This is a genomic window from Streptomyces sp. LARHCF249, assembly GCF_052871255.1.
The window spans coordinates 752,711-768,537 of the sequence record NZ_JBIXJQ010000002.1 but is presented as its reverse complement, the minus strand read 5'-3'; the positions used below and the strand labels follow the sequence as shown (position 1 = coordinate 768,537).

Here is a 15,827-nt window from a genome sequence, read left to right as displayed (position 1 = left end):
CGGGGCTCCGTCAGGAGTCCGCGCCCGGCCTGTCCACGAGCTCGATCTGGTCCACCGCGTTGCACCAGCGGCAGCGGACCGACTCGATGGTCTCATTGACCACCTCGCGCTCCTCGACCTTGGGCTCCCCGGCGAGGTCCAGGTGGACGTACTCCACGACCTTCGACGAACGGGTGACGTCGAAGCGCGTGAGGTTGCCGCACAGGGTGCAGCGCCACCGGGTGGTGTCGGTCGGCAGGGGAACCGTCATCAGGCCGCTCTCTCCTTCGTAGCTGATTCAATTAAAGCCGTCTGCTGAGCCGTCCGCGCCGATTGGGCGGACGCCGGCTCGTAACCCTACGGCCTGCCACCGCCTCGGGTGGGGTGGGTTGCGTCATGCTCTGTCACATGATCGTAAGGTGGCAGGCCGTTCGCGAGGCCGCCCGGGGACCGGTGGTCACCCATGCGCTGATCGCGGGCTGCGCCCTGGTGTTCGTACTCGGCCCGGCCTCGGGGCTGAACCCGGCCTACGGGACCGGCGAGGGGCTGCTGACCGCCGGTACGGAGTACTTCCGGCGCTGGGGAGTGGTACCGGACGAGTTGTTCACGGGCCGCCCGCGGGCCTGGCTGACCCCGCTGACCGCGCTGTTCGTGCACGGGAGCTGGCTGCACCTGCTCGGCAACATGCTCTTCCTCCACGTGTTCGGCGCGATGGCGGAGGAGCGGATGGGCCGGCCGGCGTTCCTCGTGTTCTACGTCTGTACGGGGTACGCGGCGCTGGCGGTGTACGCGGCGGCCAACGCGGGGTCCGCACAGACGCTGGTCGGGGCGTCCGGGGCCATCTCGGCGGTGCTGGGCGCCTTCCTGTACCTGCTCCCGCGGGCCAGGGTGACGAGCCTGTTCCCGTTCCTTTTCTTCCTGCCGCTGCGGTTCCCGGCGTGGATCGTGCTGCTGTTCTGGTTCGCCCTCCAAGGGGTGGCGGCGCACCGTGCGGGCAGCGGTCCCGGGGTCGCCTATCTGGCCCATCTGGTGGGCTTCTCCGTCGGCTTCCTGTACGCGTGGGCGCGTTATCGGCCTGCGACTAGAGTGGGGCGACCAGCGACGGCCACCGAGGGAGACAGCCAGCCGTGATCACCGCGATCGTGCTCATCAAGACCAGCGTGGACCGCATCCCCGAGATCGCCGAGTCCATCGCCGCGCTGGACAGCGTCAGCGAGGTCTACTCCGTCACGGGGACGTACGACCTGATCGCGCTGGTCCGCGTGGCCCGCCACGAGAACCTGGCGGACATCATCCCGGGCCGCATCAGCAAGATCCCGGGCGTCGAGGCGACCGACACGCACGTGGCGTTCCGTACGTACTCGCAGCACGACCTCGAGGCGGCGTTCGCCATCGGCCTCGACGCGTAGGTCGCCCTCGGCTCCGCCCCGGTCCGCCTCGAACGCCGGCGGGGCCGGGTTCTCCGTCAGAGCCCGGGCAGCCGCTCGCCCGGCCGGGCCGGGCGCCCCATCCGGCGCCCGCCGCCCACTCCCGGACGCGGCCGCGGTCGCGCCACCAGTCCCGGACCGACTCCGGGGTCAGGTCGTCGTAGAGCACGAGCTCCGGAGCCCGCAGCCGTACCGTCCGGCAGCTGTCGGTCTCCGCCCCGTAGAAGGGGCCCGGCACGGTGCGCCAGTTGCGCTCCTGCCACCGTCCCGTCCACGGGGCCCCGGAGGGGAGCCGTACCGGTTCCAGCGTGGCGGCGGTCGGTATCGGGTCCCAGTACGTCATGGTCCGCAGCCTGTCAGACGGCCGGGACGCAGCGGCCCTGCTCGGTGCGGTACTGCCACTTCGCGCCGTCCGCGACGAGTTCGCGCACCGCGCGGACGAAGCGCTCCACGTGCTCGTCCGGGGTGCCTGCGCCGAAGCTGACGCGGATGGCGTTCAGGGCGGGGGTTCCGCCGGACGAAGAGGCCGCCTCCGGGGCGCCGCATTCGCCCTGGGCCTGCGGCTCGCTGCCCAGCAGGGTGCGGACCAGCGGGTGGGCGCAGAACAGGCCGTCGCGCACGCCGATCCCGTACTCCGCGGACAGGGCGGCCGCGAAGTGGGAGCTGTTCCAGCCGTCCACGACGAACGAGATGACGCCGACGCGCGGGGCGCCGTCGCCGAACAGGGAGAGGACGCGGACCGCCGGGACGCCGGCCAGGCCCTCGCGGACCTTGGTGATGAGGTGCCGCTCGCGGGCCACCAGGTTCTCGAACCCGGCTTCCCGAAGGGCCCGGCAGGCGGAGGCGATCGCGTAGACGCCGATCACGTTCGGGGAGCCGGCCTCGTGGCGGGCGGCCGTGGCGTGCCACTCGACGTCCACCCCGCCGTCCGCGCGGCGGGCGACCGTGCGGGAGGCGCCGCCGCCGGCCAGGTACGGCTCGGCCTCCTGGAGCCAGTCCGCGCGGCCGGCGAGGACGCCCGAGCCGAAGGGGGCGTAGAGCTTGTGGCCGGAGAAGGCGACCCAGTCCACGTCGAGGTCCTGGACCGAGACGGGGTGGTGGGGGGCCAGCTGGGCGGCGTCCAGGACGATCCGCGCGCCGTGGGCGTGCGCGGCGGCGGCGAGCTCCTTCACCGGCCACAGTTCACCGGTGACGTTGGAGGCGCCGGTGACGCAGACCAGGGCCGGGCCGTAGGGCGCCCGGTCGGCGAGCGCCCGCTCCAGGGTGGCGACGGCCTCGTCCGAGGTGCGGGGGGCGTTGAGGTAGGTGACCTGCGCGTCCGTCCACGGCAGCAGCGCTGCGTGGTGCTCGGTCTCGAAGACGAAGACCTGGCAGCCGGCCGGGAGGGCGGCCGCGAGCAGGTTCAGGGAGTCGGTGGTGGACCGGGTGAAGACCACCTGGTCGGCGGGGCGGCAGTCGAGGAACTCGGCGACCGTGGCCCGGCTCTGCTCGAAGAGGTCGGTGGAGAGCTGCGAGAGGTAGCCGGCGCCGCGGTGGACGCTGCCGTAGTACGGGGCGTACGCGGCCACGTCGTCCCAGACCCGCTGGAGCGCGGGGGCGCTGGCCGCGTAGTCGAGGGCGGCGTAGGTGACCTCGCTGCCGGTGACGAGCGGGACGGTGACGTCCCGTCCGAGGACCGGCAGCGGCTCCGCGCAGGCGGGGTCGACGGCGGTGACGGGGGCGGCGGTGGCGGCGGCGTTCAGGGATGCGGACATGGCGGAATCTCCCGGCAGGCAGGGGTGAATGGCTTCGGTGTGCCCGTACGCGGCCACGGCGCGGCGCCGTGCGGCGGGGTACGGGAAGCCCTCGGAGCTGAACGCGGGTACGCGGAAACGACCCTGGTCCGAGGGTTGAAGAAGGGGCGGAGTCGCCCTATCGCATTCGCTTGCTCACGGAAAACGCTCCTCGAGAGACCAGGACCCCTGGTGTCGAGGGATCCGCGCTTGCCGTAGACCTCGCTGCCTACGACCTGGTCATCACCCGGGGCACCCCGCCACGGAAGGAGGGTTGCCGGACAGCAAGCCGGGGCCTAAACGCTGTCACTCGTGACCTGGTCAGCATCCTGCCACAAGATCCCGCACGCGCAAGGCCCCGGTCCACCATCCGGACCGGGGCCTTGACCGAAAAGCACGGCGTCAGGCGTTGCTGGCCGCCACCCAGCGTTCCAGGGCGGCCCGGGCCGCGCCCGAGTCGACCGACTCCGCCGCGCGGGCGATGCCCGCCGCGATCTGCTCCTCCAGGCTGCCCGAGCCCGGGTCCAGCGCCACCAGGGCCGCCGCCGAGTTCAGCAGGACCGCGTCGCGGACCGGGCCGGTCTCGCCGGCCAGCAGGCGGCGGGCGATGTCGGCGTTGTACGAGGCGTCCGCGCCCCGCAGCTCCGACACGTCGACCAGGGAGATGCCCACGTCACGGGGGTCGAAGGGCTGCTCGGCGACCTTGCCGTCGCGTACCCACCACACCCGCGAGGTGGCGGTGGTGGTGAGCTCGTCCAGGCCGTCGTCGCCGCGGAAGACGAGCGCCGAGGAGCCGCGCTCGGCGAGGACGCCGGCCACGATCGGGGCAACCCGGGGGTCCGCGACGCCCGTGGCCTGGGCACGGACCTTGGCCGGGTTGGTCAGCGGGCCGAGGAAGTTGAAGGTGGTGCGGATGCCCAGCTCCTTGCGGGCCGCGGCCACGTGCCGCAGCGCCGGGTGGAACTTCACCGCGAAGCAGAAGGTGATGCCGGCCTCCTCCACGACCTCCGCCACCCGCGCGGGGGTGAGGTCCAGGTTGACGCCGAGCTTCTCCAGCACGTCCGAGGAGCCGCTCGCGGAGGACGCGGCCCGGTTGCCGTGCTTGACCACCTTGGCGCCCGTACCGGCCACGACGATCGCCGACATCGTGGAGATGTTCACCGTTTTCGCCCCGTCGCCGCCGGTGCCGACGATGTCCACCGTGCGGCCCGGCACCTCGATGAGGTTGGCGTGTGCGTACATGGCCCGGACCAGGCCGTTGATCTCCGCGACCGTCTCCCCCTTGGCCCGCAGCGCGACCGCGAAGCCGGCGATCTGGGCGTCGGTGGCCTCGCCGCGCATGATCCGGTCCATGGCCCAGGCGGTGTCCTCCGCGTTCAGGTCCCGTCCGGTGAGCAGCGCCTCGAGTACGCCCGGCCAGCCACGGGCCGCCACGCTGTCGCCGCCTGCCGGGGTCGCAACGTTCATGGTCCGCTCCTGCTGTCGTCGCCCGCCGATGTGGGGCCCACGTCGAATGGGAAGGGCTTCAGCCTATCCAGCCCCGGAGACGGCAAAGAGCCCCGTCCAGACACTGGACGGGGCTCTCGCCGTGGCGACACGAGGACTGACCGAAATCAGTCCCTCAAACGGGATCAGTGGTGGCCGTGGCCGCTCTGGATCTCCTTGTACTCCTCCACCGTGGGCTTCGGGATCTGGTTGCCCTCGGCGTAGAAGCCCTTGCTGAGCTTCGCGCGCAGCTTCTGGCTGAGCTTCACCTTGCGCTCGACACCGTTCTCGTCGACCGTCGGGCCGATCTCGATCGGCTCGTAGGTGACGTACGAGGTGAGCGTGTGCAGCTTGTCCTGCGAGAGCGGCTCGTGGACCTCGACGAACTCACCGTGCGGCAGGCGCTTGATGATGCCGGTCTCGCGACCGTGCAGCACCTTGTCCCGGTCCCGGCGCTGGAGGCCGAGGCAGATCCGCTTGGTGGCGATGAAGGCGAGCACCGGGACGACGAAGAAGCCGATCCGGACGAACCAGGTGAGCGCGTTCAGCGACAGGTGGAAGTACTGCGCGAACATGTCGTTGCCGCCGCCGATGAGGAGCACGATGTACTCCGCGATCCAGGCGACACCGAAGGCCGTACGGGTCGGGACGTTGCGCGGGCGGTCCAGCAGGTGGTGCTCGCGCTTGTCACCGGTGACCCAGGACTCGATGAACGGCCAGACGGCGATCGCGCCCAGCACCAGCGGGAAGAGCAGCAGCGGGATGAACACGCCCAGGACGAGCGTGTGGCCCCACAGGTTGATCTCCCAGCCGGGCATGGCCCGGATCAGGCCTTCCGGCATACCCATGTACCAGTCGGGCTGCGCACCGGTGGACACGTGGTCCGGGCGGTACGGGCCGAGCGCCCAGATCGGGTTGATCGAGGCGAGCGCCGCGATGGCCGCGATGACACCGAAGACCAGGAAGAAGAAGCCTCCGGCCTTGGCCATGTAGACCGGCAGCAGCGGCATGCCGACGACGTTGTTGTTCGTCTTGCCGGGGCCGGGGAACTGGGTGTGCTTGTGGTAGAAGACCAGGATCAGGTGGGCCACCAGCAGGCCCATCATGATGCCGGGCAGCAGCAGGATGTGCACCGAGTAGAACCGCGCGACGAAGTCGCCGCCCGGGAACTCCCCGCCGAACAGGAACATCGACAGGTACGTGCCGACGACCGGGACGGACAGGATGGCGCCCTGCATGAAGCGGACACCGGTACCCGAGAGCAGGTCGTCCGGCAGCGAGTAACCGGTGAAACCGGTGAACATGCCGAGGACCAGCAGCAGGAAGCCGAAGATCCAGTTGATCTCGCGCGGCTTGCGGAACGCGCCGGTGAAGAAGACGCGCATCATGTGCACGACCATCGCCGCGACGAAGATCAGCGCGGCCCAGTGGTGGATCTGACGGATGAGCAGGCCGCCGCGGACGTCGAAGCTGATGTCCAGGGTCGAGGCGAAGGCCTCGGACATCATGACGCCCTGCATGGGCACGTACGAGCCGTGGTAGACGACCTCGTTCATGCTCGGGTGGAAGAACAGCGTCAGGTACACACCCGTGAGGATGATGATGATGAAGCTGTAGAGGCAGATCTCACCCAGCATGAAGGACCAGTGGTCCGGGAAGATCTTGCGCATGTTGGCCTTGGCCAGGCCGTAGATGCCCAGGCGGCCGTCCGCCCAGTCGGCTACGCGCTCGCCGGCCGGCGCTTTGCGCGCCTTGGTGTCAGTGGTCGCAGTGCTCATCCGCGCTCCCAGAATGCAGGACCGACGGGCTCTTCGAAGTCGCCGAGCGCTTCGAGGAAGCCTTCGTCATTCACACCGATCCGCAGCTGCGGAAGCGCGTGACCAGCCGGGCCGAAGATGACACGGGCGCCGTCGGAGAGGTCGAAGGTGGACTGGTGGCACGGGCAGAGCACGTGGTGCGTCTGCTGCTCGTACAGGCTGATCGGGCAGCCGACGTGGGTGCAGATCTTGGAGTAGGCCACGATCCCGTCGTGGGACCACTCCAGCTCCTGCTTGTCCTTGATGTCCTCCGGCTTGATCCGGACGATCATCAGGGCGGCCTTGGCGATCTGGACCTGGAAGTCGTGCTGCTCCTCCTCCAGGCCTTCCGGCATGGCGAAGGTCAGCGAACCGACCAGGACGTCCTCGGGACGCAGCGGCTCCATCGTGTTCTGGTTGATGAGCAGCTTGCCCTTGGCCCACAGGGTCTTGCGCAGCTTGTCCTCGGGCAGCGGGCCCAGGTCACGCATGATCACGACGGCGGAGAGCGGCAGCATGGCCAGCGCGCCCAGCAGCGTGTTGCGGATCAGCGGGCGGCGGCCGATGCCGGACTCGTCCGCACCGTCGCGGAAGTCCTGCATGACCTGCGCCTTGACCTCCGGCGGAGCGGCGATCTCGTGCCGCTCGGCCGCGACCTCGACGTCGGACATCAGGGTGCGGGCCCAGTGGACCGCGCCCGCGCCGATGCAGAACAGCGCCGTGCCGAGGGTCATGCCCAGCGCGAAGTTGAGCGCGCTCACCTTCCCGATGGGGAAGATGTACACGATCTTGTCGACCGGGAGGGTGACGTAGGAGGCGATGAAGGCGACCGTGGCCAGCATCGACAGCGTGAACAGCATCGCGACGGTGCGCTCGGAACGCTTCGCCGCACGCTCGTCGATGTCCTGGATGCGCGGCCTGTGGACCGGCAGGCCCGGGTCGGCGAACGGGTTGTCCGCGACCGCTACGGCACCGTGGTGCGCGTCGCCCTGCTCACTCGGCAGGTGCTTCTCTTCGGGAATGTCTTGACTCATGACTTCTTGGCCTTAGCGGTGTGGGCCCCGACCCAGACGGCAACAGCGATCAGCGCACCCAGACCGAAGATCCAGCCGAACAGACCCTCGGCAACGGGACCGAGGCCGCCGAGCTTGAGGCCACCGGGGCTGGTGGACTTCTCGCCGTTGACGTTCTCGAGGTACGCGATGATGTCCTTCTTCTGCTTCTCCGGCATGGTTCCGTCCGGGAAGGAGGGCATGTTCTGCGGGCCGGTGAGCATGGCCTCGTAGATGTGCTTCGGCGAGACGTCCTCAAGGTTGGGGGCGTACTTGCCGTTCGTCAGGGCGCCGCCCTCGCCGGTGAAGTTGTGGCACTGCGCGCAGTTGTTGCGGAACAGCTCACCACCAGCGGCGACGTCGGCACCTGCCGGGTCGTACTGCTTCTCGGTCGGCGTGATCGGACCGGCACCGAGGGAGGCGATGTACGCCGCCAGCTGGTCGATCTGCGCCTGCGTGTAGATGTTGGGCTTCTTCGGCACCTGGGCGCCGGGCTGCTGGGCGGGCATGCGGCCCGTGCTCACCTGGAAGTCGACGGCCGCGGAGCCGACGCCGACCAGGCTCGGGCCGTCAGAGGAACCCTGACCGCCGGTTCCGTGGCAGCTTGCGCAACCCACGGCGTAGAGCTTCTTGCCCTCCTCGATGGCGAGGGACTGGGCGGTTTCATCGGCCTGCGCCTTGCCCGCGGGCGCGAAGGCGGCGTACAGCCCCCCAGTGGCCGCCAGCGCGAGGAGTAGAACGACGACCGCCGCCAGCGGATGGCGTCGTCGTGCGGAGAGCTTTTTCACGGATTACCCCGGTGTCAGGATCTTCTGCGTCGGTGTGTCTGGATGGAGTGCCGGGTCGGGCCCGGTGACGTGTTCGCTACTTGATCAGGTAGATCGTCGCGAAGAGGCCGATCCAGACGACATCGACGAAGTGCCAGTAGTAGGACACGACGATGGCCGACGTGGCCTGTTCGTGGGTGAACCTCTTGGCCGCGTACGTCCGGCCGAGGACCAGCAGGAAGGCGATGAGACCGCCCGTCACGTGCAGACCGTGGAAGCCGGTGGTCAGGTAGAACACCGACCCGTACGGGTCTGACGAGAGGCTGAGGCCCTCGTGCTTGACCAGCTCGGTGTACTCGAACACCTGGCCGCCAATGAAGATCGCACCCATGACGAACGTGATGATGAACCACGTCCGGAGCTTCTTCACGTCACCGCGCTCGGCGGCGAATACGCCGAGCTGGCAGGTGAGCGAGGAGAGCACCAGGATCGTCGTGTTCGTCGCCGAGAAGGGCAGATTCAAGGCCGCGGCCTTCTCTGTCCAGAACTCGGCGCCTGTCACGGATCGCAGGGTGAAGTACATCGCGAAGAGGGCCGCGAAGAACATCAGCTCGGAACTCAACCAGATGATGGTTCCGACGCTGACGAGGTTCGGCCGGTTGACCGTCGGGTGCGCGTGCCCGGTATCTACTGTCGTTGCTGTCGCCACGACCGACATTATGTCGGTCGCTTATCCCGCCCTCACCCCGGGGGGTGCCGTTCGGAGTGTCCGGGGCGTGTGCAAGGCCCGAACGGCCCATCAGATGAGCGAATGAGCGTCTCGTGCGAGGGTGTCCGAACCGATGTTGGCAGCGCATGGGGAGGAGTAGCATCCCGCGCAACATCAACGTGATTCACGTGACACGTGGAGGAACGAAATGCGGGCGACTGCGCGGGTTCTGGTGTACAGCGACGACGCGGGCACCCGGGAGCAGGTGCGGCTGGCGGCAGGGCGCAGGCCGGCCGCGGACCTGCCGCCGGTGGAGTTCCTGGAGTGCGCGACGCTGCCGGCGGTTCTGTCGGAGCTGGACGCCGGCGGCATCGACGTGTGCGTGCTGGACGGCGAGGCGGTTCCGGCCGGGGGCATGGGCGTGTGCCGGCAGATCAAGGACGAGATCTTCCGGTGTCCGCCGGTGTTGTTGCTGATGGGGCGCCCCCAGGACGCCTGGCTGGCCACGTGGAGCCGCGCGGACGCGGCGGTGACCCTGCCGGTGGACCCGGTGGAGTTCGCGGACGCGTTGGCGGCCCTGCTGCGCTCCCGCCTGGCCTCCTCGGCCGCCTGACGGGCCGTCCGCGGGCCCCGGGGTTCCCGTGGGCCCTCGGACGGCCTGACGGCCCGACGGTCAGACGGTGGGCCGCAGGCGGGCCTGGTCGACGGGGCTGCGGCCTTCCTGGGTGCCCTTGAGGAGGGCGCTGCCCTGCCGCCAGTCCTTCCAGTCCATGTTCCAGTCGCCGAAGCCGTTGCCGAAGATGTCCATGTCGTCGCCGATACTGTTGATCACCTGGACGATGTCGCCCTCGGTGATGTTCTCGTAGAACCAGGCGGCGTTGCCGGTGCTCATGCCGGTGCAGCCGTGGCTGACGTTCGCATAGCCGTGCGAGCCGACGGACCACGGCGCGGCGTGGACGTATTCACCACTCCAGGTGACGCGCGTGGCGTAGTAGACGGGCAGGTTGTAGTACTCACTGCCGCCGATGCCGACGGTGTCCCCGCGCATCTGGACGTAGTACTGCTTGCCGAGCACCACCTTGACGCCGTTGCGGGTGGAGAAGCCGGGCTTTCCGGTGGTCACCGGAATGGTGTTGATCACTTCTCCGTTGCGCTTGAACGTGAGGTAGTGCGAGGAGGCGTCGGTGGTGACCTCGACGCGGTCGCCGATCTCCAGCTTCAGCGGCTTGGCCGCGGCCCCGTAGAGGTGGTCCTGGATCAGAACGCCCTCCAGGTTGCTCCGTACGGAGACCTCCGTGTTGGCCGGCCAGTACTCCTTGGGCCGGTAGTGGAGCGTCTTGTCGTCGACCCAGTGCCAGGCGCCCTCGACGCCGGCGGGGGCGGTGACGACGAGCCCCCGTTCGACGACGGCGCGGGCGGCCTTGTCCTTGACGGGTTCGCTGAGGTCGGCGGTGAGGGGCTGTCCGACGCCGTACTTGCCTTCCTCCGGCCCGAATTCGACCTTCAGGACGCCTTTGGCCGGGGTGGTGTCGAACGAGATCGTGCGCTGCCCCGGGGCTCCCTTGCCGTTCTCGGTGCTGACGGTGACCGTGTAGCGGACGCCTGCCGCCATGGACGCCGTGTTGTGCCAGCGGTCTCCCTTGGCGGACAGCTCGCCCGCCAGGCGGCGTCCGTGGGTGTCCACGACGGTGACGTCGGTGATGCGTGCCTCACCCCCCTTCGTGGTGACTTCGAGGGGCTTGTTGGGGTCCACGGGGCGCCCGCCGGCGGCCTGGTTGAAGGCGACTTGCTCGCCCGCGTCGTACGGGCGGGCTGACAGCGGGTTGTCGCCGGACCCGCATGCGGTGGCGCCGGCCCCGAGGGACGCGACCAGCAGTGAGCAGCTGAGTACCGTCCAAAGACGCGGTGAGTGCTTCATGGAGCCAACGCTATGAAGATATGACAATTACGGCGCGCGGGGTGACTGCAAACGAGGGGCCCGGACTCCTCCGAAGAGGTGTCCGGGCCCCGGGTTCACTGCGTGCTACGGGTCTTGCTACTGGTTCTGGTTCTCACCGCGGTAGTACTCGTACACCCAGCCCCACAGGCCGATCAGGATGATCGGGGCCGAGAAGTACATGAGCCACCAGCCGAAGATGACGCCCATGAACGCGAGCGCGCCACCGATCCCCAGCGAGAGCGGCTGCCAGCTGTGCGGGGCGAAGAACCCCAGCTCGCCGGCCTCGTCGGCGACGTCGGCCTCCAGGTTGTCCTGGGCCATCTCGTCTACGCGCTTGGCCGTGAAGGCCAGGTAGTAGCCGATCATGACGCTCAGGCCGAAGGCCAGGAAGAGCGCGGTGGTGCCTACGGGCTCCTTCGACCACACGCCGTACACGACGGCCATGACCAGGATGAAGAAGGAGAGCCAGAGGAACATCTTGCCCTGGATCTTCACTTGCCGGCCTCCTTGTCACCGGTGAGCGCCTTGGTGCCACCGGCGGTGTGGTCCTCGAGGTGGTCGAGGGCCGCGATCTCCGGGTGGTGCAGGTCGAACGCCGGGGACTCGGAACGGATCCGCGGCAGGGTGAGGAAGTTGTGCCGCGGCGGCGGGCAGGACGTCGCCCACTCGAGCGAACGGCCGTAACCCCACGGGTCGTCGACCTCGATCTTCTTGCCGTACTTGGCCGTCTTCCAGACGTTGTACATGAACGGCAGCATCGACAGGCCGAGCAGGAACGAGCTGATCGTCGAGACCGTGTTCAGCGCGGTGAAACCGTCGGCGGCCAGGTAGTCCGCGTAACGGCGCGGCATGCCCTCGGCGCCCAGCCAGTGCTGCACCAGGAAGGTGCCGTGGAAACCGATGAACAGCGTCCAGAACGTGATCTTGCCGAGGCGCTCGTCCAGCATCTTGCCCGTGAACTTCGGCCACCAGAAGTGGAAGCCCGCGAACATCGCGAAGACCACGGTGCCGAAGACGACGTAGTGGAAGTGCGCGACGACGAAGTACGAGTCGGATACGTGGAAGTCCATCGGGGGCGAGGCCAGGATGACGCCGGTCAGGCCACCGAAGGTGAAGGTGACCAGGAAGCCGATCGTCCACAGCATCGGAGTCTCGAAGGACAGCGAGCCCTTCCACATGGTGCCGATCCAGTTGAAGAACTTCACACCGGTCGGTACCGCGATCAGGAAGGTCATGAACGAGAAGAAGGGCAGCAGCACACCGCCGGTGACGTACATGTGGTGGGCCCACACGGTCACCGAGAGGCCGGCGATCGCGATCGTCGCCGCGATCAGGCCGATGTAGCCGAACATCGGCTTGCGGGAGAAGACCGGAATGACCTCGGAGACGATGCCGAAGAACGGCAGCGCGATGATGTACACCTCTGGGTGTCCGAAGAACCAGAAGAGGTGCTGCCACAGCAACGCGCCGCCGTTGGCCGCGTCGAAGATGTGCGAGCCGAACTTGCGGTCGGCCTCCAGCGCGAAGAGCGCGGCGGCCAGCACCGGGAAGGCGAGCAGGACCAGGACACCGGTCAGCAGCACGTTCCAGGTGAAGATCGGCATGCGGAACATCGTCATGCCGGGTGCGCGCATGCAGATGATCGTGGTGATGAAGTTGACCGAGCCGAGGATCGTACCGAAGCCCGAGAAGGCCAGACCCATGATCCACATGTCGGCGCCGATGCCCGGCGAGCGGACCGCGTCCGACAGCGGGGAGTAGGCGAACCAGCCGAAGTCGGCCGCACCCTGCGGGGTGACGAAGCCGGCCACCGCGATGGTCGAGCCGAAGAGGTACAGCCAGTACGCGAACATGTTCAGCCGCGGGAACGCCACGTCGGGCGCGCCGATCTGCAGCGGCATGATCCAGTTCGCGAATCCGGCGAACAGCGGCGTCGCGAACATCAGCAGCATGATCGTGCCGTGCATCGTGAACGCCTGGTTGAACTGCTCGTTCGACATGATCTGCGTGCCCGGACGGGCCAGCTCGGCGCGCATGAAGAGCGCCAGGAGGCCGCCGATGAGGAAGAACACGAACGACGTGACCAGGTACATCGTGCCGATGGTCTTGTGGTCGGTGGTGGTGAGCCACTTCACGACCACGTTGCCCGGCTGCTTGCGCCGTACCGGCAGCTCGTTCTCGTACGAGTCAGCTGCGGCGGCACCCTGGGATTCGTTGAGGATGCTCACAGTTTGTTCGTCTCCGCATTCCGGGCCGGGTCGGTCTGCTTGATGCCGGCCGGGAGGTAGCCGGTCTGCCCCTTCTCCGCCAGCTCCTTCAGGTGCGCCCGGTACTCCTCGGGCGAGACCACCTTGACGTTGAAGAGCATCCGGGAGTGGTCGACGCCGCAGAGCTCGGCGCACTTGCCCACGAAGGTGCCTTCTTGGGTCGGGGTGACCTCGAAGACGTTGGTGTGGCCCGGGATGACGTCCTGCTTGAACAGGAAGGGAACCACCCAGAAGGAGTGGATGACGTCGTTCGACGACAGGATGAAGCGGACCTTCTCACCCACGGGCAGGACCAGGGTCGGCCCGGGGTTGTTCGTGTCCGCGTTGCGGTCGCCGGGGACACCCTTCTGGTAGACGCCTTCGGCGCCCTTGGGGAAGTCCTTGGTGAAGCGGTCCGGGATGGAGGCGAGTTCCTTGGGAACCGCGTCCGCCTTCGGGGTCGCCGCGTCGCCGTCGACGTTCTCGATGTAGTTGAAGCCCCAGCTCCACTGGAAGCCGATCACGTTGATCGTGTGCGCCGGCTTGGCGGAGAGGGAGAGCAGCTTCGACTCGTCACGCGCGGTGAAGTAGAAGAGCACCGAGACGATGATGAGCGGGACCACGGTGTACAGCGCCTCGATGGGCATGTTGTACCGGGTCTGTGGGGGGACCTCCACCTTCGTCCGGCTGCGCCGGTGGAAGATGACGCTCCACATGATCAGGCCCCACACCAGGATGCCCGTGACGAGCGCGGCCGCCCAGGAGCCCTGCCACAGGGAGAGGATGCGCGGCGCCTCCTCGGTGACCGGCGTCGGCATTCCGAGGCGGGGGAAGCTTTTCCAGTTAAACGAGCAACCAGTGGCGGTCGCCAGGACCGCGCCCGCAGTCAGCGCCTGCAGCAGCTTCCGCCGCATCGGGCGCCGCGGCGAGCGGTCGGAGCCGTAGGGACTCACGTAGCGCCTTCCCGAGAGTCTCGGCCCGCGCGGCCGGCCGCGGCCGTGTTCGGGTCGGTCGCCGGCCCTGACGCAGGCAGGGGTTTGGATGTTTATGCGGACCAAACCCTACTGGACGCTATTTGGGGTCGCGCGGGGAGGGTGCCCAACGCGCCGCTACTGCCCCCGAAGGGATGGATCCGCCGTCCGGGGGATGGTGCAAGCAGCCCTGAATGGGGGCCTCCGGAAGACATCTGACGGCCCCTGACCTCGGGCGCTCCCGGTTGCCGGTTAGCGTGCGCCTATGCCGTACTTCGACATCGCGTCCGCCGCCCCCCTGCACCCCGTGGCCCGGCAGGCGTTGCAGGCCGCCCTGGACGAGGGCTGGGCCGATCCGGCCCGCCTGTACCGGGAGGGCAGGCGGGCGCGGCTGCTGCTGGACGCGGCGCGGGAGGCGGCCGCGGAGGCGGTCGGATGCCGGGTCGACGAGCTGGTGTTCACTCCTTCGGGGACGCACGCGGTTCACACGGGGGTCGCGGGGGTCCTCGCGGGGCGCCGCCGCGTCGGGAGGCATCTGGTCCTATCGGCGGTCGAACACAGTTCTGTACTCCACACGGCGCAGGTGCACGAGGCCGCCGGGGGCACGGTCGCCGAGGTCCCGGTGGACCGGTACGGCGCGGTGACCGCCGCCGGGTACGCGGACGCCGTGGGCCCGTCGACCGCCCTGGCCTGCCTCCAGTCCGCCAACCACGAGGTGGGCACGGTCCAGCCGGTGGCGGAGGTGGCCGGGGTCTGCGCGGAGGCGGGGGTCCCGCTGCTGGTGGACGCGGCGCAGTCATTGGCCTGGGGCCCGGTGGAGGGTGCCTGGTCCGTGCTGGCCGCCAGTGCGCACAAGTGGGGCGGCCCGCCGGGGGTCGGTCTGCTCGCCGTCCGCAAGGGAGTCCGGTTCTCCCCCCAACACCCGGCGGACGAACGGGAAGCGGGCCGCTCCCCCGGCTTCGCGAACCTTCCCGCGATCGTGGCGGCGGCAGCGTCCTTGCGGGCCGTACGGGCCGAGGCCGACGCGGAGGCGGACCGGTTGCGGATCCTGGTGGACCGGATCCGGCGGCGGGTGGTCCGGCTGGTCCCGGACGTGGAGGTGGTCGGCCATCCGGACCGCCGGCTGCCCCACCTCGTCACGTTCTCCTGCCTGTACGTGGACGGCGAGATCCTGCTGCACGAGCTGGACCGGGCCGGGTACTCGGTGTCCTCGGGCTCCTCGTGCACGAGCTCGACGCTGACCCCCAGTCACGTGCTGCGGGCGATGGGCGTGCTGTCGGAGGGCAACGTACGGGTGTCCCTGCCGCCGGGGACCACGGCGGAGGAGGTCAACGGGTTCCTGGAGGTGCTGCCGGGGGCGGTGTCCGGGGTACGGGAGCGGCTGGGCGTGACCGAAGCCGTGCCGCCGGTCGCGGAGTCGGAGTCCCTGGAGCTGGACGCGCTCGGGCTGCGGTGTCCGCAGCCGGTGATCGAGCTGGCCGCCGCCATCGGCCGGGTGCCGGTGGGCGGCACGGTCACGGTCGTCTCCGACGACGAGGTGGCCCGGCTGGACATCCCGGCGTGGTGCGGCATGCGCGGCCACGCGTATCTCGGCGAAGCCGAGCGTCCCGTGGGTGTGGCGTACACGGTCCGCCGCCTGCTCTGACCCCGCGGGGGTGCGGGGGGGGCGCCCCCCCCCCCCACC

General features: G+C 69.1%; 15 protein-coding genes and 1 riboswitch. Of the genes, 4 read left to right on the top strand and 11 right to left on the bottom strand.

Features of this window, described 5'->3' with window-relative positions; genetic code table 11:
• Nucleotides 1-10: 10 nt before the first annotated feature.
• Nucleotides 11-250 carry a hypothetical protein gene (locus ACIPUC_RS08325; RefSeq protein WP_008738811.1) on the bottom strand — a complete coding sequence of 80 codons (240 nt, stop codon included), beginning with the start codon at nucleotides 248-250 and terminating at the stop codon, nucleotides 11-13.
• A gap of 137 nt (nucleotides 251-387) precedes the next feature.
• Between ACIPUC_RS08325 and ACIPUC_RS08320 the strand changes: the two genes are divergently transcribed.
• Together ACIPUC_RS08320 and ACIPUC_RS08315 are read left to right on the top strand one after the other, a co-directional pair.
• Nucleotides 388-1,110 carry a rhomboid family intramembrane serine protease gene (locus ACIPUC_RS08320; protein WP_446587565.1) on the top strand — a complete coding sequence of 241 codons (723 nt, stop codon included), beginning with the start codon at nucleotides 388-390 and terminating at the stop codon, nucleotides 1,108-1,110.
• Nucleotides 1,107-1,388 carry an Lrp/AsnC family transcriptional regulator gene (locus tag ACIPUC_RS08315; RefSeq protein WP_008738815.1) on the top strand — a complete coding sequence of 94 codons (282 nt, stop codon included), beginning with the start codon at nucleotides 1,107-1,109 and terminating at the stop codon, nucleotides 1,386-1,388. Before ACIPUC_RS08320 ends, ACIPUC_RS08315 begins: the two co-directional genes overlap by 4 nt.
• A gap of 374 nt (nucleotides 1,389-1,762) precedes the next feature.
• Here ACIPUC_RS08315 and ACIPUC_RS08310 read toward each other — a convergent pair whose 3' ends face one another.
• The 6 genes from ACIPUC_RS08310 to ctaE all read right to left on the bottom strand — a co-directional run bounded on the left by ACIPUC_RS08310 (nucleotide 1,763) and on the right by ctaE (nucleotide 8,996).
• Nucleotides 1,763-3,160: an aminotransferase class V-fold PLP-dependent enzyme gene (locus ACIPUC_RS08310; RefSeq protein ID WP_446587564.1), complete on the bottom strand. Its 1,398-nt coding sequence runs from the start codon at nucleotides 3,158-3,160 to the stop codon at nucleotides 1,763-1,765.
• A gap of 219 nt (nucleotides 3,161-3,379) precedes the next feature.
• Nucleotides 3,380-3,496, bottom strand: a riboswitch (SAM riboswitch).
• A gap of 84 nt (nucleotides 3,497-3,580) precedes the next feature.
• Complete coding sequence (trpD, locus tag ACIPUC_RS08305) at nucleotides 3,581-4,645, bottom strand: anthranilate phosphoribosyltransferase (protein WP_446587563.1); 1,065 nt, start codon at nucleotides 4,643-4,645, stop codon at nucleotides 3,581-3,583.
• Between the two features lie 164 nt (nucleotides 4,646-4,809).
• Entirely contained in the window at nucleotides 4,810-6,441 is a 1,632-nt protein-coding gene (gene qcrB, locus ACIPUC_RS08300) for a cytochrome bc1 complex cytochrome b subunit (RefSeq protein ID WP_446587562.1), read from the bottom strand.
• Entirely contained in the window at nucleotides 6,438-7,493 is a 1,056-nt protein-coding gene (qcrA, locus tag ACIPUC_RS08295) for a cytochrome bc1 complex Rieske iron-sulfur subunit (RefSeq protein WP_446587561.1), read from the bottom strand. Before qcrA ends, qcrB begins: the two co-directional genes overlap by 4 nt.
• Entirely contained in the window at nucleotides 7,490-8,299 is an 810-nt protein-coding gene (gene qcrC / locus ACIPUC_RS08290; RefSeq protein WP_446587560.1) for a cytochrome bc1 complex diheme cytochrome c subunit, read from the bottom strand. Before qcrC ends, qcrA begins: the two co-directional genes overlap by 4 nt.
• A 76-nt stretch (nucleotides 8,300-8,375) precedes the next feature.
• Nucleotides 8,376-8,996 (bottom strand): aa3-type cytochrome oxidase subunit III, encoded by a 621-nt coding sequence (ctaE, locus tag ACIPUC_RS08285; RefSeq protein ID WP_446587559.1) that lies wholly within the window; start codon nucleotides 8,994-8,996, stop codon nucleotides 8,376-8,378.
• A 199-nt stretch (nucleotides 8,997-9,195) separates the two neighbouring features.
• Between ctaE and ACIPUC_RS08280 the strand changes: the two genes are divergently transcribed.
• Nucleotides 9,196-9,600, top strand: coding sequence for a hypothetical protein (locus ACIPUC_RS08280; RefSeq protein ID WP_446587558.1), 405 nt, complete (start codon nucleotides 9,196-9,198; stop codon nucleotides 9,598-9,600).
• Between the two features lie 60 nt (nucleotides 9,601-9,660).
• Here ACIPUC_RS08280 and ACIPUC_RS08275 read toward each other — a convergent pair whose 3' ends face one another.
• From ACIPUC_RS08275 to ctaC, 4 genes are all read right to left on the bottom strand, one after another.
• A complete protein-coding gene (locus ACIPUC_RS08275) occupies nucleotides 9,661-10,905 on the bottom strand; it encodes an Ig-like domain-containing protein (protein WP_446587556.1) in 1,245 nt (414 codons plus the stop codon).
• A gap of 117 nt (nucleotides 10,906-11,022) precedes the next feature.
• Nucleotides 11,023-11,421, bottom strand: coding sequence for a cytochrome c oxidase subunit 4 (locus tag ACIPUC_RS08270; RefSeq protein ID WP_422465332.1), 399 nt, complete (start codon nucleotides 11,419-11,421; stop codon nucleotides 11,023-11,025).
• On the bottom strand, nucleotides 11,418-13,154 hold the full coding sequence (ctaD, locus tag ACIPUC_RS08265; RefSeq protein ID WP_446587554.1) for an aa3-type cytochrome oxidase subunit I: 1,737 nt from the start codon (nucleotides 13,152-13,154) through the stop codon (nucleotides 11,418-11,420). Before ctaD ends, ACIPUC_RS08270 begins: the two co-directional genes overlap by 4 nt.
• A complete protein-coding gene (ctaC, locus tag ACIPUC_RS08260; protein WP_446587552.1) occupies nucleotides 13,151-14,125 on the bottom strand; it encodes an aa3-type cytochrome oxidase subunit II in 975 nt (324 codons plus the stop codon). The genes ctaD and ctaC overlap by 4 nt, the downstream gene beginning before the upstream one ends.
• A gap of 283 nt (nucleotides 14,126-14,408) precedes the next feature.
• Here ctaC and ACIPUC_RS08255 point away from each other — a divergent pair, with 283 nt between their 5' ends.
• Nucleotides 14,409-15,788, top strand: coding sequence for an aminotransferase class V-fold PLP-dependent enzyme (locus tag ACIPUC_RS08255; protein WP_446587551.1), 1,380 nt, complete (start codon nucleotides 14,409-14,411; stop codon nucleotides 15,786-15,788).
• Nucleotides 15,789-15,827 lie beyond the last annotated feature (39 nt).

Bases quoted from the DNA above. Each gene is read 5' to 3' on its own strand.
- ACIPUC_RS08320 (WP_446587565.1), top strand. From the start codon at position 388: ATGATCGTAAGGTGGCAGGCCGTTCGCGAGGCCGCCCGGGGACCGGTG.
- ctaE (WP_446587559.1), bottom strand. From the start codon at position 8,996: ATGTCGGTCGTGGCGACAGCAACGACAGTAGATACCGGGCACGCGCAC.
- ACIPUC_RS08310 (WP_446587564.1), bottom strand. From the start codon at position 3,160: ATGTCCGCATCCCTGAACGCCGCCGCCACCGCCGCCCCCGTCACCGCC.
- ACIPUC_RS08280 (WP_446587558.1), top strand. From the start codon at position 9,196: ATGCGGGCGACTGCGCGGGTTCTGGTGTACAGCGACGACGCGGGCACC.
- qcrB (WP_446587562.1), bottom strand. From the start codon at position 6,441: ATGAGCACTGCGACCACTGACACCAAGGCGCGCAAAGCGCCGGCCGGC.
- trpD (WP_446587563.1), bottom strand. From the start codon at position 4,645: ATGAACGTTGCGACCCCGGCAGGCGGCGACAGCGTGGCGGCCCGTGGC.
- ACIPUC_RS08275 (WP_446587556.1), bottom strand. From the start codon at position 10,905: ATGAAGCACTCACCGCGTCTTTGGACGGTACTCAGCTGCTCACTGCTG.
- qcrA (WP_446587561.1), bottom strand. From the start codon at position 7,493: ATGAGTCAAGACATTCCCGAAGAGAAGCACCTGCCGAGTGAGCAGGGC.
- ACIPUC_RS08255 (WP_446587551.1), top strand. From the start codon at position 14,409: ATGCCGTACTTCGACATCGCGTCCGCCGCCCCCCTGCACCCCGTGGCC.
- ACIPUC_RS08325 (WP_008738811.1), bottom strand. From the start codon at position 250: ATGACGGTTCCCCTGCCGACCGACACCACCCGGTGGCGCTGCACCCTG.